Here is a 22585-nt window from a genome sequence, read left to right as displayed (position 1 = left end):
TATCTAAGTAGTAAATTAAATCGTATACTCTCATTAATTCATCAATATTATCATCATCAAATTCTTTCTCTTTAAGTATATTTCGTAATGTTTTTGTCAAAAAAACATTAAATGTGTTATTTTGTTTGCCCACATCTGAAGCGTAATATTGGTGAAGTACATTAGAAATTGCGTGATTATTCCATTCTGCTAAAATTTTGTTATTCGTAACTTTGTCAAGTGTGTACTCAAAAATATTTTCAAGTAACTGATCTACTGATAAATTATCCAAATTAAGGTTACTAATTAAATCTTTTCTTACCTTCTCATTTTCTTGTACATAAACTTATAAAATGTGCCAGCAGCTATCCTTGCTTTTGCTGCTATTTCTGAAATATTTGTTTTTTTATATCCTTTTTCTAAAAATATATCGTGTGCAACTTGTAAAATAACTTTTTTTTCGATACGCATATAAATCTCCTTTCAACAATATGAATGAATATAATAATCAATTCATTCATATTGTACTGCTATTGTTAAGCTTATGCAATAGTTTTCTATATATTTATCAATTGATTATTCTCCAGTTATCTTCTTTTTTTTCAAGTGTCATACGAAATTGAGATACTTGCGTTGCTTTGGTCTGCTGGTCAAGATATTTTACTGCCAGTGACACCATAATTTGATTATCCTTGCGATTATAAATTGGATTAACCAGCGCTTGAAAGATATAGTCTTGGCCGATAGGCTTCAAAGCACCCTCATTCACATAATAAGAAAGTTCATTAGCTGTTGCTTTTGGATAAAACTTAAAAAAAGTAGTAAGGAAATCTTTGATTTCGCTGATTGTAGCGGAATCAATCGTACTGTCACTTTCTTTTGTCTTTGATTGATAGTTCGACTTTGTTGGGATACTCGTGATCGTTGGATTTTTAACAATAATCATATTGCCAGAACTATCTATATTGACGCTCAATTCATAAGCAGATTGAACAGTCTTTTTGTTTTCGCCCTCTGTAATAAGTTGGTCTACACTGTAGGTCACATCAAAGGCATTATCAGTTGTAGGCTCAACCGTCCACATCTGAATATCTCTCACAGAAGAAGACACAGGAATATCCTTACGAACCGTATCAACATTGAGAGCTTGAAGCTCATCTGTTAAATAGCCTTTGAGCTTTTCCATACGGTTATCAATAGATTTGTCATCTAACTCCCAAGCGTAGTAAATCTTCGCAAAATTCTCCACGAAATTTTCCACCTTATGGGTATCGACATACTCTTTTTCTATGATTTTGGTTTCATGAACGGTATGAGTATCAATCGCTGTAAAGTTCTTGTATATGGCGAAACTAAAACTAAGTGCCAGTAAAACCCATAAACCACTCACAATCTTCTTACGAGGATTGACTTTATAGATACGAGGTTTATTTTCCTTTGGAATCTGTTTTTCTTTATTCTGATTTTTTCTGAATTTCATCATTGAATCGTCCTTTCTTTATTGTTTGATTCTTCCTGATCCCACTAAATGCTGTTGCCAGTATGCGCTTGTGAGGTCTGCATAACCAATCGGATCACCGGCGTGAAACATTCGGTTATCGCCAAGATAAATTCCTATATGTGTAATAAAATCCCCAGCATTATAGGTAGAATGGAAGAAGACTAAGTCGCCAGCTTTTGCTTCTGAAAGCGGAATATGTTGTGTCACATCATATTGTTGTTGTGCTGTTCGTGGTAGCTCAACTCCAGCTTTCGCGTATGTCCATTGTGTTAATCCACTACAATCAAAAGATGTGTTAGGATTTGCACCACCATAAACATACTTCCAACCCTCGTACTTAAGTGCTTCATTCATGATAGTTTGTACCAGCTCATCATCAAATTGTGTTGGTGTAATGAGGTATTGAGTTACAAGTTGAACATAAAACATATTCCCATAGTTGTAACGCCAGCCCCCATTGATGGGAATAGCGATTGGATTGGGATAAGAAACTTTTTCGCCACCCGAAACCTCCTTTGAAAAACTTTGAGTCAGTTCAAAGGAATACTTACCGCCACGACTGGAAACATACCCCAAAAAGCCAACACCATAGTTATAGGACTGAATGACTGATTCTAAGTCAGTTCCCAGTCTTTCACTGTTGGCTAGAAGCTCACTGAAATACTTCACTCCTTGCTTGATGGATTCTTCTGTACTAAGGCTGTTTGTTGGAAGTCCAAGGGATTCTGATGATTGCATGACATCTTCCGCTGTACCCCCAGATTCCACTTGAATAATCGCCAGCAGGACGGTGACATAATCTTCAATGCCATATTCTCTAGCGTACTTTTCTACCATCGGTTTATGAGCCAATACTTCTGCGGACACATTCACACCGCCAGTTTGAATGTTAGAAAATCCGCTATCCTGTTCATCTGAAAAGAGAATAGCGATAAAAAGAAGCAAGGAAAATACCATCATAAACAGTCCAGAAAAGCCAATTACAAGATATTTTAGCTTCATGGCTTTTTATTCTTTCGCTTTATTGTGGCGGATTTAATAGATGGTCTATTTTTAATGGTTAAGTTTTTAACTCTTTGAACTGTTGAAACTATAGGCTTTTGAGCTGTCCTTTCTTGAATGAGTTCATGTTGCTTTTCAGCTTTTGTAGTTGAAGAAGCTGGCTTCATTGTTGGTCGTTCCTGTTGAGATTCCATGTGTGAATCCTGTACTGTAGTTTGTCTAACAGACTGTTCCTCATTGGATTTCTCTTGCCTTGTGATTAGTCTTTCATGAACACTAGAAACCGACTGTTTTTGCTGTTTTGCTTGCTCCATTTCAGCGCGACGCTCGGCAATTGTTTTACGTCTTTGCTCCTGCTGTTCCTTACGTCCGCTGGATTTATCTGCTCTAGTTTGAGAAATACTGCTCGTTAAGTCACGAACATTTTCTTTCACTTTAGATTTTCCTTGATAGAGGACATATCTGGCATTAGTCGGCAACTCCTGAACCTGTTCTTTGAGATTACCAGTCGAATCAACAATCTTATCTTTGGTATCTGCCACTGTTCCGATTGTCTGTCCGATACGTTTGCCAAGTGTTGATTTTTCCTGTCCGTCTGGTCGGGTGTGATCTGCTTGTGTCCTTGCAGAGCTACCCGAACCCGACTGTCCTTGTTTTCTTGTCGCACTGGCAATGGCAGAACCAGCACCAAGAGCTGTCATTGAACGTCCAAGTTTACGCTGTAATCGGTGCATATGTGCGTGCATAAGCATACGAGGTCTTCGCATGATACGACTTCCCACACTTTGGGAATCGTTGCTTTGTAGTGAGAACATACTCATTAAATCGCCCAGCTTGAAGTAAATGCCTGCGAATACTACTATTTGTAGAAACGCTATTAAGAAGAATGGATAACCATCCGATAAGCTGTAGAGCATCGTCGAGATACTAAAGGCTATCGTGATAATAAGAGTAATTCCTGCTCTCATTAGAATGGTATTAAATAGTTTTGTAATGGCTCGTTTTGCCATACTATCAAATGACGGTATCATACTTAAAATAAAGCTCATAGGTAGAAACATGGCATAGATGATAAAAAGCACCTGCGAAAAAATCATGATACCCGTAAGCAGGAAGACAAATATTGAAATCCCGATATTAAAGATAAAGAGGAAGAAGACCGTACCTAAACGGTTTATCGTCTTCGTGATGGTTAGATTGGTATTGTTTCTATCCTCAATTTCTTCAATAACGATATTTTCTCTATCCTCGCCATTATTGGTAGCTGGACTGGTTGAAAGCAGACTTTCCACACGTTCCACTCCGATACTTTCCATGTCTGAATTATTGTATTGAAGCAATAGCCAAGGTTGTTGCACCTGTATTGAAAACAAGCTATCTCTGATTAAGTCCACGCTGTCTATGCCCTGACTGTCTGAATGGGGCATGACAATTTTTGTTCCCAGTGATAAGCTGGCTTGACTGATATCTGATGAAAAGTCATTGATTTTCTTAATGTAGTCGGGAGCATAGGCAATAAAAGAAGCCGACAAAACAAAGACCATGACAAAGTTGACAATGGCATGAATCGCCTTTGTGGTTTCTCGCTTCATCAGTCCTGTGTAGGTCACATAGACACCCAGCACCAAAATCAAGATTAAAAGAAAGCCAACATAAAAACCCTCTGTCGAAAGTCCGCTGGTTGTGACACCTGCTAAGGTCTGCATATTCTTGCCTATGGAATCCGCTGTTGATGAAATGAAGTCAAGGGAATAGGCTTCTTGAACGAGATAGCCTGTTGCATTGGATAGATAGAGGCTGATTGTCCAAATAAAATTAGTAATGGCATATAAGCCATACATGACTTGTTTTCCGATTCCGTCCGACCAATTCCACGGTAGCCAGCCCCAAGAATTATCAACATAAAAATCAAGCTGATAGTTCTCTAAAGGGTATTTACTGTATTCATTCGCCACATCGACGGTATCATCTACCAGCCCAGCAGCTTGAACCACTGTTCCAAGCATGGATAAAAGTAAAATGGCAATCACAAGCGTTACAGCCACTGTCATTGCCACTTTGCCTAGACGTTTAAGCGTCCAGTTTGATTTTAATTTCTGTAACATCATGACACCTCTTTTCTCACAGGTGGTCTGGTATCAAAGGCATGTAACAATTCTTCAAAGACTGGGTGGAACTGTATCACACCGACACGACCATATAAATCACTGATAAGGCACTGTCCATTTTCTAAGTCACGCAATCGCTTCTGATTGTTTTCGTCCTCTGGGTCAACGCCAAAAAAGGCTAAGGTCTTTTTAATCTCGCCCGAGTCAGTGGAACGAAAGGCAAACTTCAAACCAAGATTATTTTTCAGTTTTTCATCTAAGAGGTCATCTGTGTTTTGGGTTACGAAATACACTCCTGCATTCATAGCACGTCCAGCACGAACCAGCTTCATAGATAAGGTTTTTCCTTGTGCCACCTGCAAGAAGCTCCATGCTTCGTCTAAATCCACAATTTTAAAAATGCTTCTGTCTGAATGAATAAAATCTAACGCAAAGGTACTTATGACAATCAGCATAGCAACCGACAAAAGCTCCATTGTGGTGTATTCCTCAAAAGAGGTTTCCTTGTCTGGCAGTACCAAATCCGCCACCTGTATAATATTGAGTTGCTTTTCTAAACTGATAGATTGTTCCACTGTGCCATCACTAAAAAGCAGATGAGCGAAGTCATAATCGGTAAAGCTCTCGATATGGTCGGCCATGCTGGTACTTATTTGAGTTCCCTCGACACGCAATTCCTCAATGACCTTGAGAAGTCCACGCACTTCGCTATTGGTTACTGCACGAATCGCTTTTCGTAGCACGGGAAATCGGTCAGAATCTCGTGAAGATATCCCTGTAAGGAATGTCAGAATATCAATCGCCAGTGATTCAGAATCTTTTGGATTTTTCATAATGACATAAGGGTCAAGCAGTCCTTTGTTTTTCTCATCAGAAGTGAGGTTCACAATGTTAATCTCGTGAGCAATTTCTGGAAGCGTTTCTTTCCATCTACCACGTTCTGCTTTAGGGTCAACCACCACTGCTTGTGCCCCATAAAGCACCGCATAATAGACAATAAGATTATTCGCAAAGGATTTACCACCGCCTAAAGAACCAACAAAAGCCGAAGCTAACGCATTGGTTACAGAGCCTTTGACACCTTGACTGGCAAGGGCAGGTTTCAAGTAAACATTTCTTCCTGTATCTATGCTATAACCCACATAAATCCCCTCATTTTCGCCCAGCATTTGAGTAGCACCAAAACCAAGACCAGCTAAGAAATCAGAGGTTACATACTGATTATAGTCATTCATATAACGCTTGCTGGCAGGTAAAAATTCTTCATGTAAACCCAGCATATCCCCAAAAGGGCGAACCAGCTTCACAGACAAATCGTCGTAAAAGTCTTTCACTTCATTACAGCGACGTTTCAACTCGTCCAAATCATTAGCAGAAACCCGAACCACATAAGAGAGTTTGTACATAGATTCTTTGGATTGGTCTAAACTGTTTTCTAGTTCATTGACACTATCCAAGGCTTCTGCCACATTGGAGCTGGTTTCATTGTCACTTTGCCAAGCATGGTTATCAAGGTCTTTGAGTTCCTTTTTCTTATTCCTTACCGTACTAAGTGCTTTACGGTTTGCCACAATTTCCACGTTCATTGACGTATCAATAGGAAAGGTAAATTGTTGTTGCTGGTAGTAGAAGATTTCAGAAGATGGAAAGTCCAGTTCTCCCACAATACTGTTAATGGTAAAGTAAGCCACATAAACCGTTTCATCTTCCTGTTGGATTTTTAAATATCGCTGTTTTTCTTCCACCAGACAGCGAGTAGGTTTGATAAGGTCAAAATATTTAATCAAGGTTTCATCTTCCAGCTTCTTCTTTGATAGATGATACTCATAATCTTCGTAGGCTGTCCCTGTCTGTCCGTAGAGATGTTCTATCAGATAGCCAAAGTCATTTTTTTCAAGTTTTCGTATCTTAAAGCGACGAGAGATTTTGTTTTCCAGTAGCTTTTCCATCTTTTGAAAACGTAAGATTTCATCATTACTCATACTCACAAAATCGCCCATCAATTTATGGTTTACATCATGAACGAAATCAGATAGTGCATTCTTTGCTTCAACGGTAAGATTCTTCATAGAAAACTCTTGATCGTTGAGCAGAAGCTTAAAGCCAATAAAGAAACGATAGTCCACTTGATTTTCGCCAATCATAGAAACAAGGGCTTCTGTCTGCTGGTCGATTTTCTCATAGGCAATGTTTTTTAGCTTGCCAGTAACTTCCTGTTTAGAGCGTTCCTGTGCAGAGCGAATACTGGATTCCGTGCTAATCTGTAAAGCTTGAATCTTCCCATCACGATTTTGTGCGATTAACTGTCGAAAGGAATCATGCACCTGTAGTTTCTGTTCTGGACTTAAAAACGAGTAATTGTAGGGAACAAGCTCATAATAGGCGAAACATTCGCCATCTTTGTTCCAGACCAAGTTATTTTCAATGTATTTAATTGGATATGCCATAAAATTCACTCCTTACTGCGCTAATGGCTTCTTGTGGTTGATTCTTGCCAAGCGTTACTTTCTTTCCTGCGTAGGTCAGCTTTGGTCTTAGGACATACGCAATCACAGACTTCAAGAATCCATAAGGCTTCTTGCCATCAAAGGTTTTTGTGGACATAAACCATGTGAAAGCCAGTGGTAGTCCAAAGTATTTGAGGAATGCTCCCTCAATCATGGAGAGCGGTGGTAAGTTGCCAAGAAGTATAACTGCAAAGATGGACACCACAAACCATGTCATTTGAGTAAAAGTAATCGGAAATGGAAGTTTAAAGTCATTGATGGAATACAAGACTTTTTCCACCGACCAGATACTGGTATAACTTCGTATTTTTTTCATATAATCAGCCCTTTCATAAAAAAAGGGATAGCCGATGGACTACCCCTAAAATAAGAAAATCTGTCAGTAGCAATGTACCAACAGATTCAAGTAATGATTTCAATAACCCCATGATTGGTTGTGATGAATGTTCCCGAAAGTTCCAAATCACGACCATAGGCTTGATAATCAATATAGCTTTGAAGACTAGCTGGTACTTCGCCGAAAGCTCCAGTTTCTTCAATGTAGTAGCGAGCCACATCAGACATATCATCACAATCCGAGTGAATGATAATGTCTTCTTGATGTTCACTTAATTCTTCAAGGCTTGAAAAATAAGTAAGTAGAGAGGGTAGCTCTGATTGCAGTTCTTCTGGCAGTTCCAATACAATCTCCCATAGGCGATTGAGTTCGCCAATGGAAGTATATTCGCTCACTGGAATAGGCATTTCATAATCATGGATTGCGTATTCCTCATATTCATCATTCAAGCCGATTTTTTCTTTGACTTCCTCAAAGTCAATGGGAAAGGTAAACCAAGCTCCGACTAATTCTCCCTCGTTGTATTTACCTAAATTCGCAATATATACAGCCATATCGTCCATATTTTCACTTCTTTTCTTTTAAATTTGAGCATAAAAAAAGTAGCAGTCAGTTAATGACGCTACTTATCGAGGTATCCGCTGATATAATCTGTAATTGTGCTTGCAATACCTATAATTAATTTTGCTTCTCTTTTTCCAATAATATTTGTATTGGGGTGAGCAAGTGAATGCCTATTTCTTACTTCATTAAGAGCATTAATCATGCCATTTGATGACCTTATTGTTGTCTTTACTAAATTAGCAATTTCTACAGGTTCAATTTCTGTTTCTATTAATGTCTGTACGCTGTTATATAATTTAGAAAGATTTTCGTCTTTGGAAGCTATAATCCCATATTTTTTTAGAATTTCAATTAAGTAACCATGAAAAGCAGTATGAACTCTATCAAAAGCACGTTGATACTCTCCATTACTCATGAAAAACTCTGCATCTTCAATCGCTTGAGAAACTACTTGACTAATTTTTATTTGACTAAAGTCGATTACCTTATAATCTTCCGGAAGAGGTGTGAACATAGTATCTACTAATACATTGTCACCTTGTTTATCATATATGGAACTTGCTGTTTTAGTTATTAAATCTTTATGTCTTTCAAAAAAATCTAAATCATCAAAAGGTACTTTCATTCTAAGATAAGTACAGAGAGTATTCCACCCCATTTGATATCCTTGATAATAGGTAAAATCCCCTGTCTCATCTAATGCTATATTGGATACTTTTATTTTGGAAATAAGGTCATTAATTGATTTGCTATAATCCGAAGATTTGTTTCTTTCTAATGTTTTAATTAAAAGCAATTTAAACTGGTCATCGGTAAACATTCTGTCTCTCCCTTCACAATAAAATATGTAATTTTATTCTATCATGAAGGATATGAGCTATGCACCAATAATTCGATTAAATAGTTCAAGTAAAATATCTTTTACACCAGCAGCGTTGAAGACTAAGCCAACTGCGATAATCGCAATAATCAAAAAGCCAATGAGTTTGCTAAACTCACGCTTGAAGCCTAAATAAAGCCCAATCACAACGATTGCTAAAAGTACCAGTGATTGAGCATTTGATAGAAACCAGTTATAAAGGTTTTGTCCGAAATTCATAAAATTGTTCTCCTCTCTGTATTCAATGAATCTATATTTAAGTTAAGTTTTTTCAGTTATCACGTCCTGTTCTTTTGCCGACAGTTGCTTCAAAATCTGCTTATGTCGTTCTGTCAGCTTCGCATGGTCGAGAATGTCTTTGATAACCTGTGTCTGATTCAGCTCATCAAGTTGTATCGTCATTTTTAAAGTGGGAGCGACTTGATGGGAAAGCCAGCCTAAAGTCCGCTGGAATGAATAAGGCTCTGGTTTGGTGGTTAATTTTAACTGTTCTCTGTTGTGTCCAATAAACCAAGCCCAGTGTTCATTCAGTTTCCAGTCAGAGCGTGGAGCTTTTTCGTCTTTATCCACAAAGCGGATATAACGATTAATAATCTTAAAGGCTGTTTTTTCTGGATTGCCATAGGTTAATAAATCAACGACTGCATAATAAGCACGCTCATTTTTCAATCGAATCTCAAAGCGATTTTTCACGTCAGCGTCTTCAATGGGAATATTGTTTTTCCTGTATTGCTCGTAATCTTTTTCATAGACACAGAAATAGACCTCACTTTGTAATGAACCGATATAGAGCGTATTACCCATACATTCTTTTTCGTCTCTACGTACCAGTTCGCCACTGCGATAGCTTTTGAAACTGCGGAAGACGGAAACACATTCTTCCTGTCTGCATTTTTCTGTCAGCTCTGGAATGTTTAAAATACCTGTCTTGTCATTGATGGCAAGGTCAAGACGCTTCATCACACCACCTACCACCAGACAATCCATAAAAAATTCGTACCAGCTCCGCTCTTGTGCTAAAAGATAACTTTCAAATTGACGACACCCACGTCCTTTTAATTCCACCAGAACACCTTTTTCCAGCTCATGAGAGCAGAGTAGGAATATATCTCCCAAGTGGTAATGTTCTGAGTAGGAATAAAAACCGTAATCTTCATGAAGAAAGTAGGTTAGTTTTAATCGTAAGATTTCTTCAACGACTTTCTGAATGTCTGTTGTCGGAAAGCGAATCCGTACATAGTCAAACAGCATTTCTAAAGGAGCGTCGGGATTGAAGCGTTCCAGTGTTTCCCAAAGCAACTGTTGTAAATCATCTGATGGCTTGACTTTGCCTGTTTCAATATCACTTAGATACTGCCTTGTAATACCTGTAGCCACTGCCAAGCGATTTTGAGTAAGACCGCAAGCCAAGCGGGTTTTCTGTAGTTTCTGTCCGTTTTTTTCTTGAATCAGCTTTATCCCTCCAATCAAAAAGGCAGATGTCAACTTTTTGAAGCTCATTTGACAACTGCCTGTATTCTTTAATTCCCCTGTAACCAAAGGGAACTATTCAATTTTTAAATCTGTTGTTTGTCGATTTGTACCCCCCTGTTAGATACGGGGGGTTAAGTGCTGGCGTGGCTTGCGCCACACCAGCCAGCAAGATCAGTCCACACCTGCGACTTTCGCTTCGCACGTCGCCTGCGTGTCCTGTCTGCTGTTGGATAATTTCTTGATTTCCTCTAAAAAGTCATGTTCTTTTGGTACAAGGGGCGTATAAAACTCTGATATAATACTTTTTCCCACATCGACATAACCTCGCCCTTTAATTTGCTTTAAGAAAAAATCTTTTTGTACGTCATTACCAAACATCATGCCATAACCCATTTCAGACATTCTTCCAAGCGCTACCCTGAAATTAAACTGATCTCTGATTCCATCGCCTAAATATTTTGCATCAGGTCTTTGACAAGCTAGTATCAGAAAGAATCCTGCTTGACGACCCAACATAACAATTTGTTTTAGTTTATTTAGAACTGCGGTACTCTCTTTTGTTCCTAGCATTTCCATAAAGGCAACATACTCGTCGAAGATAAGAAAATGGGCTGGAAGTCTTAAGTAAGCATAGTTTTCGCCTGTCTTGTAATTGTCCATCTTTTTCATGGCTTCACTTCGTGCCATCATTTCATCATAGAAACGATCAATGCAGGAAAGCATATCATCTTTTTTGTAGTAGGCATTCGCCATCACAGAACCTAAATCAGCAAGATCAGCATTCTTCGGATCAAGGATATACAGCTTTGAATCAGTATGAAGCAACGCTTCAATCAACGTTAAAATAAAATAGGATTTTCCACTTCCAGTACCGCCAGCAATCAGCATGTGAGGGAGTTTGTCATATTCCCACCAGATATTCTTCATTAGGCGTAGTTTACCGTTTTTCGCTTGCATTTCATTAATCGAAATCCGATTAGCTATGGTGTCATAGAGCAAGGTATATTCCACATAGGAATCCTTAAGTTCTTTATCAACTAGCTCACAGTACAAACCAGTCTCTAATTTTTTCTCCAAGTGTAGGAGTTGGTCTTGATATTTCCCTAGTGTAATTTCCACTCGAATATAAATTAAACCATTTTTCATCCTGTAGAAAATTTTTGGGAAATAGATTATCTTTTCTTTTGTCTGACTGGCACTATCCTTGAAGAAACTCTCTGCTTTGATTTGTTCTGATTCATACCATTTGTTTTCTAAAATCATTTTCGCCAGCTTTTGACGGTGATATAGTTGCTTAACAGAATCAATGCGGTATCGGTAATAAAGAATGCCGATAACTAAGCATACAAAAAGGGCAGTTATTACACTACCCCATAAATACGGTATTTGAAATTGTTGGATAAGACTGTCCATAGTATTGTTCTGCCAATCTACCGCTATAAGTGACGATAGATGAAACTGTATTATCACCAACAAGAATATAAAGCCGAATCCTGCTAGTACAGTGTGATAGACTAGGCTTTTGTCGCTAGCTCGGATTCGTTTTCCTCTACGTTTGAAAATTGTATCACGTCCTTTCTTATGTAGGAAAAAGCAGTCACTCTTTAATAGACTAACTGCTAGAAATCACTTATTTTATTATTTTGATTTGTCGTTTACTGGTTATATTTGTTTGAAAAAAGTTGAACTTACCATAAGAACCCCATTTTCCAGCTACGATTATAAATTTATCTCGATTATTATATAAACTATCTCTAAAAAAGCGAAATAATTCATCATTTGAAACTTTCAAAACAAATTCATATTTCTCTGAACTCGGGGCAACTAAATAAATTTCTTGTTTTTCAGCATTGTAAAAACCACCAGTTTTGGTTTTTGCTTTAATAATTTTGTGTCCAAAAACTCCTTTAGGATACATATACTCACTTCTATCATCTAAGAGCATTTGTCCAATAGCTTTGTTATTATATGTTTGAGTACAGGAGTGGGCTACACACATATCATAGACTTGACGAATTGTGCGCAATGGTTTTAAATTGCGATCACCTGTTTTATGAGCGTTAGATGATTTGTCTTTCTTTGTAGGATTAGTTGGTCTTAGCATATCTTCAATTACCCTCTCAAAATCAAATAAGCTTTCATCAGAATTGTTGGGATTAAAACTATTTGATGAACCGTAATCACACTTCTCTACATGAGGGAACGTTCGTCTATTTGCGCTAAAATAAGCAGTTGCTAATCCATCAACACCACATAAATACATATGTGCATCACAATTAGGATTTGGACAATAATAACGTATACCCATATCTTGTTTTAAAGCATCTTCTGCAAGAAATTCTATTTTTCTTTGTCTATCCTTATATACATACATTGCCATGACAACACCTCCTAAAAATTTGGATTCCAATTATACTCTATTTCTTTTTCGCGTCTTAATTTTAGGTGAGGGTCTACAAGACCATTGCGAATTGGAAATGTCATTTCTACATCGTACTGAATCTGTGCTATGAAATTATTATTGTTTGGGAACAATGCCCTATCTTTTCCACGACGTAACTCTTGTTTGTATAGAACTATATAAAGTATATCAGCGTCCATAGTCCCATGTTTTACTTTATTTGAACTGAATCCATAGTTTTCTAAAATTTTAAGCTGGCTAACAATTTCTTCCACAGCTGATTTCACATGATTTGGTCTTTTAGCTCGTTTTAGATAAACAACAGCCTTAAAACGTTTTTTATCCTCTACACTAATATCCTCAATTTCAGTTATCCGATAATCCTCTGTTTCTATATCAGGATAATAACGAAACGAATCTTCAAATTCATTTCTTTTTTCATCGTTAATTGGGAACATCATCACATTTTTATCACTAACTACACGTTTCCAAGCTTCATCTAACTCTATTGTTCCATTTGTTAAATCGTTAAGCACAATACCTTTAACTGTAAAAAATGAGGTAATGACTCTCGGCGAATGGAACGAAACCATGACAGTATCATTTGGGGATAATTCCCTTAATTGGAACACTCTTTCTGCTGAATATAATCCTAGAAAAATCCGTGAATCAATATCTAAATCAACGCCCGTATATTCAACATTTACGTGCTGCCTTTTCCCAGTGTCATTATTTATGTCCAACTGATATACTTTGTCACAAGAAGTTAGTAGTGTAGACATTGAGAGCCTTTCGAAGAATAACGAAGTATCTTCATGAACTGTCAGATTTTGATACACCTCATTGTAAGTTATATTCTCTTCACATAAATAATTAATCCAACTTAATACTATGGCTGAAACTCCATCATAGAGTTGTAGCAAAGAATCTTTAAACTGATATACCGTAGATTCTTGAGTTAGGTATTTCGGACCCTCTCGATATGAGAATATCATTTTTGACCCATCAGCTTTTACACCGCCATGAGAAATTGCGTTTCGAATATTTGAATCGGCTAAATTAGTGATCTGCGAATAACCCCTTTTGTTAAGACATTCTATTTGAGGTCTTAAATTTTTTTGATAAAGATTTTTCTTTTCAATTACACTTTGAAATTCGATAAATAATTTCAAGATGTTACTGAAGGCAGTATTCAACAAATCATTATATAAGCTAATGCTAAATATCTTAGCTTTAAGTTCCTCACTACCTTTAAATCTATTCATTAGTATTATTCTTTCTTCTATGTCCAACAAACTTTCATAAGCATAGACTAGGAGGTGGAAGTTAGCTAGTAAGGTTGACGACATGGCATCTTTTCCCAGACCACTTTCTATCTCTTCAATTTTATTTTTAGAAAAAGAAAAGACGTCATTATTCCAATGTTTTATTTGGTCGTTTTTAAGATATTTATATAAAATTGGGTGGTAAATTGATGGTAAGAAATCTGCTTTAGGAAATAGTTTTAAAAATTGTTCATTTAGATCTTCTAACCCAGTTTCCTTATTCGACTCCCACCAATTTATATAATCACTCATTTCCACATTTAGCCACCTCAATCGTTTTTATATAATTATACTTGCAATAATTATATATCTCAACAAGAGGCATGTTTACTGCTTTTTATTGAGTGAATTATTTTTCTTATCTTCAGTATCTATTTTCTTGGTATTTATTTTTGGGACTATGTCATCTGCTTTGATATACCAATCAACATCTGCTCCTTGATAGGTGACAGTAGCAACGGTGTCCGCAATAGGATTGATAAGTTCCACCCGTGCATTATAATCAAATTCTTTCAAAGGCGCGCTGACAGGAATACTTACTTGAATCATACGTCCTTGTCCCTTGGATTTTAAGTCATAGGTACGTTCTTTGATTTCATCTGAAACCGATCCGTCTTCATTTTGGATTCTAACTTCACGACGTAGAGCAGAGAACTTTAGTTCTCCAAAAGTCGTGTCTTTATCTAATACAATGCCATTTGCTAATCTCATCATTTTTCCTCTCTTTCTTTATTCTTTTACCATGTCGTCAGCATGTAAAAGGTAATTGGTAAAACCACGAGTGCCTATTTTATAGCCCTCAGCGGTAATGCGTGGATTGACTAACTTAACACGTTCCTCAAAGCTGAAATGTTTTTCGCCAGCTTCAGCAGGAAGTATCACCACAATATCATCTGCACGTTGTACATCTGAATAGAGGTTATAGCTTCGTGATAAGATAGTAAGCTGTCCGTTGATTCTTCGCTGTAGGATTTTATCCTCGCCAGCAAATTCTAAATTGCCAAATGTTTTTTCTATGTTGGGAATGACAAATTTAAGTTCCATATTTTTCCCTATCCTTTCTTTTTTTGTTGAATGAATCTCATTTGCTTGACAGTCTTACACGGTGGGGAACGACCTTTATTTTCCTGTTTTTCTGGTTTCGTAGTATCACTTCCGTAAGCGCCGAATAGTGGAGTACCTAGACGACTTTTAGCCCGATTGTTATCATACAATCAGGCTAAGTCGTCTTTTTTATTATTTACATTTTTCTTGGATCGTTTTCGACCAAGGCAAATAGTCGTCTAAGTAATCCGCTGTTAACACCGGCAGATTGGGCAATTCTTCAAATAAGTATTGAAGATATCTTGTCGGATTTAACTCGTTCCATTCTGCTGTTTTCATCACACTTAGAATATAACCTGAAGTTTGGGCACCGGCTAAACTCGACGAAAATAGGTAATTTTTTCGACCGATAACCAATTCTTTGACGAAACGTTCACTTTGGTTGTTCGTTAATTCTAAGCGACCATCCTCAAAGACGTGTTCCACTGATTCTCGATGCTTACACATGTATTCAATTGCTTGTTCCAACTTTGATTTAGGAACGGCAGGAATCGTCTCCACATAGGCATAGAGTTGATCGAGTAACGGCCGTAATTCTTTCCGGCGTTTTTCCAATCGCTCGTCCGGTAAAAGATCTTTCCAAGCTTTCTCTTTTTTAAAGCATTCTTTGAATGCATCCAAAACATAGGCCGCTGGATGGATTGTTTCTCCCAGTTCTTTTGGTAATGCTTCGTGAAATTTCCTACGGACATGTGCTAAGCAGCGAACAGGAAGAACGTTCGCTAAACCATCGTAAACAGAATAGCCATCACAGTGGAGATATCCCTGAAAGTTCTTCAAAAAATTTTTGGGCACATCATTCCCTCGTGATTCACTATGATGATATAGGACGATCGGATCTTCCTCTTGTTTCGAGGTACTGAACACCCAGTAATAATTGTTCTGTTTTTGACTCTCTAGCACTCGGTAAGTCGTTTCATCGGCGTAAGCGATGGTTCGCTTCACCAGTTCTTGATGCAAACGTTCCACTAGTATCGAAAGAAAATCTTGTCCTACGCGTATATGCCAGTTAGTGATATTGTCTCGAGAAATATCTAGACGTAATTGTTGCCAATACTTTTCTTGGCGATAAGCCGGTACTTTTTGAATAAATTTCAAAAACATGGTTTCTGCGACAAGACTCGGAGAGGCTAGACTATTGGAAAGAAGCGGTTTAGGAACAGGTGCTTTTTTCAAGGAAGTGTCTCCGACACGTTCACATGCTTTACAACAATAACTATGTTGCACATATTGTAGTGTCTCAATGCGAGCTTGATGAAAAGCAATTTCTTCGCGGGATTTTTTTATACCCATGTCGCTCATAGTTGTTCCGCACTGTTGACAGTGTCGTTCTTCTTCAGTTAGTTCGCAATGGACTTCCCTTGTTGGGAAGTCATTCAACTTTTTTGACTTTGTCCCTTTTTTCCGTTTATGTGGTTGGACAGAAATTTCCTCTTCCTGAATGGAAGGTGGAGCCACAGGCTCGCCAAATAAATCCAAACTTAATTGCCCTGACAATGATTCCGGCAACGATTCTTTGGATTTCCCATACAGTTTATTGGTTAAGTAAGCAATTTGTTCTCGAAGTAATTTCACTTCTTGTGTGAGTACTTCGTTTACTTGAAGTTGCTTTTGATTGATGGTCATTTGTTCTTGAAGCATCGTGACTAATTGTGTGGTTGTTTCGTTATTTTTATCAGTTTCATTTGATTGATTTGACAACGTTATACACCACTTTCTGTTTGTTTTTGATGTTATTATTATACCATGAACATACTAAAAAAAAAAGATGTAAATCGCATGAAATCAACGTTTCTTGCATTTCCCATCTTCTTTCTTTCGACTAGAATACACCTTGTTTTCCTGCACGAATTGCTCGTGGCTGATCAATACTCAAGCCCTCTAATAGCCAACGAATTTGTTGGTGCGTGAGACAGCGAACTTCTTTTTTTGTTCTTGGCCATCGTAATTTTCCTTGATCTAATCGTTTGTATAAAAGAAGAAAACCGTCTTTATCGTAATACAACATTTTGAAACGATCTTGTCGACCACCACAAAAAAGAAAGAGGGCATTGTCGTACACATCTAACTGATATTCGTGTTGAACAATGGACGCGAGTCCATCAATTCCTTTACGTAAGTCTGTCTTTCCACAAACGATGAACAGATGGTTAACTTGTTTGTAATCAAGAAACATGAGGCATCAATTCTTTCAATACAGTTTGTACGAGATAGTGACTCGCACCGTTGTACACAAAAATATCTTGTGAGTCAGTCTTAATTCTCACCGCAACTTTTGCCGGTGCCACTCGTTTATTGGACGTTTGTTTTTCTAAAGCGATTTGAACCACTTCTCGGTTTTCCTTCATAAAGAAACCACCTCCGATTTTTCTTTGTACTCAAAGTATAATCGAAGGTGGACTTTGTTTTTAGGTACTCTGGTATACGGCGCTTACTCACTTCCTTTCAAAATTGCGTAAAAAAATAGACGTTCATTCTTGAACGCCTAAATAAGAAAAAGGAGTGTCTTTTTTAAACTCTCCTCTCATTCATTATATTATCGCCTTCCTATACCTAATATAGAAATTCTTTAATATCTCACTGTATATTAAACTTTTATTTTGATTACTTTTTCATGTCTATTTCTCAGTGTTAACTTGTCTGTATTTTCACTCAGAATTTTTGGAGTGTGGTTAGCAATAGTATCTGTTAGCTTATCAGTTCCATATCCCACACCATAAGACTTAATTTCATCAGAAGTTGCAAATTGGTATTTAATAGAGTCTTTATCTATGAGATTTCTGAATAACTCCTCTTGATTATCTGTCAATCTAACTTCAACAACATCTGCTAAAAGTAACTCATAATGATTAAATACATTGCCATATTCAACATTCGTCATATGTCTTCCACAATATTTATACGATAAATCTCCAAACTCATTTTTATCTAAAATACTTGTTGAAAATACTTCCTCAAAAAACTCTCTGCTAAGGTCATTTATATTCTCTCTATATGGGGTTTTATCAAATCTTTTCACAAATTTCCTCAAATATTTACTCTTAACCAATAATCTATAATCTCTTTTTGTGATTTTATCTACTGGAATTCGATTATCATTCTCAACTGGAATATGTTCTGCTAGATAGTTTGCTTCTTCTATTTTGAATTTGTAAGCACCACCGACTGGCTGATATTTTTTTGTTCTAGTATTCTGTACTAAAAAATATCGACCATCAATTTTTATTCTATATAAGTAAGCAAAAGAAATTCTAATATTTGTATCTTTTTGTACTAAACCAGCTCTTAATAATTTTCGCTGAGTCGATTTCCAATTCTTATTATCGGTCAAATCAACAATGCTTGGAAAAAGATATGGAAGCAGAAATCCTGCTACTAAACCTCCTAAAGTTGAACCAATAGAATTTTCATTAATTTCAAAATAGATTATGCATAGTATTCCTATAATACAAAGAATTAATAATGATAGCATTTTTAATATTTTTGTGCTGTAATTATATTCTCTCAAATCAACTTCCTCCAATGGGAACATCTACATGTCCAATACCAACGCATACCTCGTTTCTTATCAAATAGCATTCAATATAATGTTCCCCAATGAATTTGGAATTCTCTGTAATTTCATTGCCTCTGTTATCTTGAATTTGACCACGTATATCATTACGACGTTCTGCTTCAGTCCCTACATTTAAAACTTTCCATAAAATCCTATCGTAGGACGGACAATTAGTATAGCCAATTTTACATTTAATAGAAAAGTTATGTGGTATAAATCTTTTAAGTATCGGTGCAAATTTATCTAAATAATCTGAAATTGGCATTACTGAGAAGCCGTTACCAGATACTTTACAATCAATTGTTACATCATATTGTTCATAAATGGGATACATATTTTCAATAAATTCTTCCGTATCATCAAAATCGTACGCTTTACTTACACTATAACTTTCTTTTACTGTTGACGAATATAACTCATTCCAATAAGAGTGATTAAAGAATTTCGACCAAGCATTTATAGCATCTTTATACGTACAATCTTCATCAAATAGTATTTCTAAATTCTGCAAATTGGTTTCTAAACGACTTTTCCAATTTCTCATTCTTTGATAGTCAATTTCTCGAGTTACTAATGGTCTTCCATTGTCTACTGGAGCTGCAATCTCCAAATATAGACTCAAACGATTTACAATAGCATCCATAGTATAGTAGAATATTTCATCTAATCGAGAATAATTTGAGTTAAGTTTTTCGGCACTTAAGATGGTTTGAATTAAACCACTTGGCATGTTCACCCAATTTTCTCTTGATTTGCAGAACATTTTTGATAATCTAATGACTTTCCTTAAGTCATCTCCTGCATTTTTTATTTCTTCGTTAAACCACTCTTCTAGTGCCTTAATATGCCTAATTGACCACTCTGAACCAGCATGCTCGTAAGTATATTCATCATCCCATGAATACTCTTTATATCTTTTAAAAATGGCAAAATCTACATGATAACCTGTTGAGCTATACTTTAAACGTACACAACTTGTTTTTACCTCAGGTTCTTCTGCAAATTGTTTAGTTTTTCTTTCTAATGCGTCTGCGACTATATTTCTGGTTGCAAGAGGTCCTAAATTATTGAGGTTATCTGATTCAAATACTATACCAACATCTATATCATAATCACTTTCGTCATTTTGTGTAATAGTGTGCATAGCCATGCTACCTTGAACTCTTTCCTCAGCAATTTTGTATTCTTTATTTTTTTCTTCGTTATATTCTATCAATCCATCCTTTAGTCTCTTGATATTTAATTTTCGTTTTTTCCTTAATTCATTTTGTTCTTTTGCTGGCAACACAACCTTTGTTCTATAAAATTTATTAAATTCTTTTGAACAATCATACATTTATCAGCCCTCCTTTTATTTCTATTTATTGATTTTTCATGAAGACACTTTTTTCGTTACACCCTACAGTTAAACATTGTTCAATAGATTTATTGAAATTCAATATCTTCATTCAATTTTTTATGAATATCTTGCTTAACATGAATATCTAATTCATTAACTATCCAACCATTTAAATAACAATTTTTAATAAACTCATCAATCCTATTAACACCGTTTATCTCTTTTATTGTTACAACTACTCCAAAACGTAGACCAACGCCATCTTCAGGATCTAATCTATTATTTGTTTTGATCTCCATACCCCAATTTTTGTTCATTTTATATGCTATTTTAGGTCTCATTCTATTTTTGGGCTTTTCAGCAACATATTTAACATTATCCCATTTTCGGAAATTCAATCGAGCTTCTCCTTCTAAAAGATAATATTTTTCTGTATTCAAATCTTCTTCTTGATTTTGTCTGTCGCCTTTAATATCATTTATTTTCCCATCATCTTTTATTCTTCCAAAATGAATATTTAACTCTGTATTTGTATAATCTACACCTTGAGTTCGATTACATATAGGAAAATAGCACATAGTTGCTCTTGCAATATAAGGGTACTTATCATCTTGAAGGGGTATTGGAAAACTATAGTTATACGTATTCCATTTCTCGCTAGTGTCTGTTACTAAAAATTTAATTTCTTCATCACTCGATTCTATGATATCGTCTATTTTGATAGGAACAGTTCCATGGCCATATAAAGAAATTTCTTCTGGCGTTGGTTTATCATTCCAGCCTTTAGCTGCATCAATTATTAATGCTTTAGCAATTTCTCTATTTAGTCCTAATATGTCAATAAGATAAGATAGCTTCCTTGAGATCCAAGGAGCTGCAAAAGATGTTCCTGCAACATTTGCTTCTCCTAAAGGCTCACAAACCCTAATATATTGCTCTTTACTTCCACCATAATAACTTACATCTGGTTTTGCAAAAAATGATAAAGCAATTCCTCTTCTAGCATACCTTGTAGAAAGGCCATCTTTAGTGACAGAATTAACTACCATACTATTAATTGAGTCTGCTGGAGAACCTATTCTATTGATTTTTTCATTTGGTTTATTAGTCCCAGCAATAACAAAGATCACATCATATTGATATTGTATCTGATCTAACACTGCAGCTTCAGCTGAAATAAAATTATCGTTAATTTCCTGATTACTGCCTAAAGAAATATTCCACACTCTTATGTCTCTGTTTCTCATAACAATTTCTTTGATTCTTTTTATAATAGTAAAAGAAGAGAAATTTTTCCCAGCCGCAACGCCAAAGTGACGCACTTTAAATCGTCCACAATTATCTTCAAGCCATGGATTTAAATGTGGGCCATCTACAATAATCGACGAAACTGCGGTTCCGTGTCTATAATCATCGGAATCTCTTGGATAGTCCTCACTAATCATTTCAGTATAATCAACCCATTTGCTAAAATAAACACGATTATCAAATAAAGTATCTATAACCCCTATAGTTGGTTCTATGGTGGGATCAGGAATAAAAATTTTGCTTTGTGACTCTACATTATTAAAATCTGATGGTGATAGTTCTAATAAATCAGTTGTTGCCATTGAGACAAGATATGGTGCTTTCTCAAATAAAAGTTCTAATTCACTTTCGTTTAAAAGTATGGTCTGAGCGTCTATAATTCTGCTGGACAGAATGTCTATACCTAATTTTTTTAGTAATGCCTTTGTTCCTATTTCAGTATCATAAAGTGTAATGATACTACCTTGACTCTGTTGTGAGGCAAATTCTATTTCAAAATCTTCGATATAGGAGACATCTGCAATAACTTGCTTAAAAAGGGATTTACTCATAATTGCATTATTAAAAGAAAGGTTATTCATTTTTTTGTAATCATCAAACACTGTTTTGTTCAGTTGCCCATCAAATTTTTTATTTAAAATATCAATTGCACTTTTAAGAGATTTAATGCTCCTTTCTAAATCTTTATCGCTGACATAATAAGTAATTATATGCTTAGTTTTAGTGTCATTAAACTTTGCTCCAACAACCGCTGTATCAGATTTTTTCCCTTTTAATAAACCTCCAATTCGATTACTTTTAGCTACAACTTTATTATAATGAACACTGACTAACACTCCGTTAAAGGGCCTGTTTTCTTGTAACCAGAAATTTCGAATTTGTTCCATTTTAGTTTGCAATCTCAAAATCTCTTTAGAGGTAACTACTTTTTTACTATTCATGCTAGCGCCGCCACCAGTAATATTTCTAGCAGCTTGAACAAATCTCTTTCCCCTCAATTCCAACACATTATTCGCCATGAATTATTCTCCTTCATTTAACTTTCGCGATACTGTACTTTTTGGCTCTCCAGTTAACTTTTCTATTTCTCTTACTGTAAAACCTTGTTTGTGTAATTTTTTAACCGTTGTCTTGTCAAGATTTCCAATTAAGCTACTATATAGCCTTTTTAAATAATCAAAACTGTTATTTATATCACTGA

Annotated in this window: 21 protein-coding genes and 2 pseudogenes; all 23 read right to left on the bottom strand. The window is 36.1% G+C overall.

What is annotated here, in order from left to right; all coding sequences use genetic code 11:
• Nucleotides 1-271 (bottom strand): annotated as a pseudogene (locus A5868_RS19265) (TetR/AcrR family transcriptional regulator); the annotation flags it as partial.
• A gap of 26 nt (nt 272-297) precedes the next feature.
• Nucleotides 298-450 carry a TetR/AcrR family transcriptional regulator gene (locus tag A5868_RS18065; protein ID WP_087654180.1) on the bottom strand — a complete coding sequence of 51 codons (153 nt, stop codon included), beginning with the start codon at nt 448-450 and terminating at the stop codon, nt 298-300.
• 97 nt (nt 451-547) lie between these two features.
• Nucleotides 548-1462: a conjugal transfer protein gene (locus tag A5868_RS18060; RefSeq protein WP_086306351.1), complete on the bottom strand. Its 915-nt coding sequence runs from the start codon at nt 1460-1462 to the stop codon at nt 548-550.
• Nucleotides 1463-1477: 15 nt separating this feature from the next.
• Nucleotides 1478-2482 carry a bifunctional lytic transglycosylase/C40 family peptidase gene (locus A5868_RS18055; RefSeq protein ID WP_086306350.1) on the bottom strand — a complete coding sequence of 335 codons (1005 nt, stop codon included), beginning with the start codon at nt 2480-2482 and terminating at the stop codon, nt 1478-1480.
• Nucleotides 2479-4590: a CD3337/EF1877 family mobilome membrane protein gene (locus A5868_RS18050; protein WP_086306349.1), complete on the bottom strand. Its 2112-nt coding sequence runs from the start codon at nt 4588-4590 to the stop codon at nt 2479-2481. Before A5868_RS18050 ends, A5868_RS18055 begins: the two co-directional genes overlap by 4 nt.
• Entirely contained in the window at nt 4587-7037 is a 2451-nt protein-coding gene (locus tag A5868_RS18045; RefSeq protein WP_086306348.1) for an ATP-binding protein, read from the bottom strand. Before A5868_RS18045 ends, A5868_RS18050 begins: the two co-directional genes overlap by 4 nt.
• Nucleotides 7021-7413 (bottom strand): conjugal transfer protein, encoded by a 393-nt coding sequence (locus A5868_RS18040; protein ID WP_086306347.1) that lies wholly within the window; start codon nt 7411-7413, stop codon nt 7021-7023. The genes A5868_RS18045 and A5868_RS18040 overlap by 17 nt, the downstream gene beginning before the upstream one ends.
• An 86-nt stretch (nt 7414-7499) precedes the next feature.
• On the bottom strand, nt 7500-7997 hold the full coding sequence (locus tag A5868_RS18035) for an antirestriction protein ArdA (protein WP_086306346.1): 498 nt from the start codon (nt 7995-7997) through the stop codon (nt 7500-7502).
• Nucleotides 7998-8056: 59 nt separating this feature from the next.
• Nucleotides 8057-8818, bottom strand: coding sequence for an abortive infection family protein (locus tag A5868_RS18030; RefSeq protein ID WP_086306345.1), 762 nt, complete (start codon nt 8816-8818; stop codon nt 8057-8059).
• A gap of 57 nt (nt 8819-8875) precedes the next feature.
• A complete protein-coding gene (locus A5868_RS18025; RefSeq protein ID WP_001009056.1) occupies nt 8876-9097 on the bottom strand; it encodes a hypothetical protein in 222 nt (73 codons plus the stop codon).
• Nucleotides 9098-9139: 42 nt separating this feature from the next.
• Nucleotides 9140-10378 (bottom strand): MobT family relaxase, encoded by a 1239-nt coding sequence (mobT, locus tag A5868_RS18020; RefSeq protein WP_086306344.1) that lies wholly within the window; start codon nt 10376-10378, stop codon nt 9140-9142.
• Nucleotides 10379-10522: 144 nt separating this feature from the next.
• Nucleotides 10523-11914, bottom strand: a complete 1392-nt coding sequence (locus A5868_RS18015; RefSeq protein ID WP_086306343.1) for an FtsK/SpoIIIE domain-containing protein — start codon at nt 11912-11914, stop codon at nt 10523-10525.
• Between the two features lie 67 nt (nt 11915-11981).
• The gene (locus tag A5868_RS18010) at nt 11982-12731 is read right to left on the bottom strand and encodes a hypothetical protein (protein WP_086306342.1); all 750 of its coding nucleotides are present in this window, start codon (nt 12729-12731) and stop codon (nt 11982-11984) included.
• A gap of 11 nt (nt 12732-12742) precedes the next feature.
• Nucleotides 12743-14329 (bottom strand): hypothetical protein, encoded by a 1587-nt coding sequence (locus tag A5868_RS18005; RefSeq protein ID WP_254908416.1) that lies wholly within the window; start codon nt 14327-14329, stop codon nt 12743-12745.
• Nucleotides 14330-14404: 75 nt separating this feature from the next.
• The gene (locus A5868_RS18000; protein WP_254908404.1) at nt 14405-14791 is read right to left on the bottom strand and encodes a YdcP family protein; all 387 of its coding nucleotides are present in this window, start codon (nt 14789-14791) and stop codon (nt 14405-14407) included.
• A gap of 15 nt (nt 14792-14806) precedes the next feature.
• A complete protein-coding gene (locus tag A5868_RS17995; RefSeq protein WP_086306340.1) occupies nt 14807-15121 on the bottom strand; it encodes a YdcP family protein in 315 nt (104 codons plus the stop codon).
• 192 nt (nt 15122-15313) lie between these two features.
• A complete protein-coding gene (gene tnpC / locus A5868_RS17990) occupies nt 15314-16882 on the bottom strand; it encodes an IS66 family transposase (RefSeq protein WP_254908295.1) in 1569 nt (522 codons plus the stop codon).
• Between the two features lie 121 nt (nt 16883-17003).
• Nucleotides 17004-17357, bottom strand: a complete 354-nt coding sequence (gene tnpB / locus A5868_RS17985) for an IS66 family insertion sequence element accessory protein TnpB (protein WP_086303778.1) — start codon at nt 17355-17357, stop codon at nt 17004-17006.
• Complete coding sequence (locus A5868_RS17980) at nt 17347-17529, bottom strand: hypothetical protein (RefSeq protein WP_086303779.1); 183 nt, start codon at nt 17527-17529, stop codon at nt 17347-17349. The genes tnpB and A5868_RS17980 overlap by 11 nt, the downstream gene beginning before the upstream one ends.
• A gap of 239 nt (nt 17530-17768) precedes the next feature.
• On the bottom strand, nt 17769-18689 hold the full coding sequence (locus A5868_RS17975; protein ID WP_047390537.1) for a hypothetical protein: 921 nt from the start codon (nt 18687-18689) through the stop codon (nt 17769-17771).
• A 1-nt stretch (nt 18690) separates the two neighbouring features.
• Complete coding sequence (locus tag A5868_RS17970; RefSeq protein ID WP_047390539.1) at nt 18691-20073, bottom strand: nucleotidyltransferase; 1383 nt, start codon at nt 20071-20073, stop codon at nt 18691-18693.
• Nucleotides 20074-20162: 89 nt separating this feature from the next.
• Nucleotides 20163-22403, bottom strand: a complete 2241-nt coding sequence (locus tag A5868_RS17965) for a S8 family peptidase (RefSeq protein ID WP_047390540.1) — start codon at nt 22401-22403, stop codon at nt 20163-20165.
• A gap of 3 nt (nt 22404-22406) precedes the next feature.
• Nucleotides 22407-22585: pseudogene (locus A5868_RS19560) on the bottom strand (AAA family ATPase); the annotation flags it as partial.

Source organism: Enterococcus sp. 12F9_DIV0723, assembly GCF_002174375.1.
In the GTDB taxonomy this organism is placed as follows: Bacteria; Bacillota; Bacilli; order Lactobacillales; family Enterococcaceae; genus Enterococcus_A; species Enterococcus_A gilvus.
Note: the sequence above shows the minus strand (reverse complement) of the source record. Positions and strands in the feature narration are given on the sequence as shown.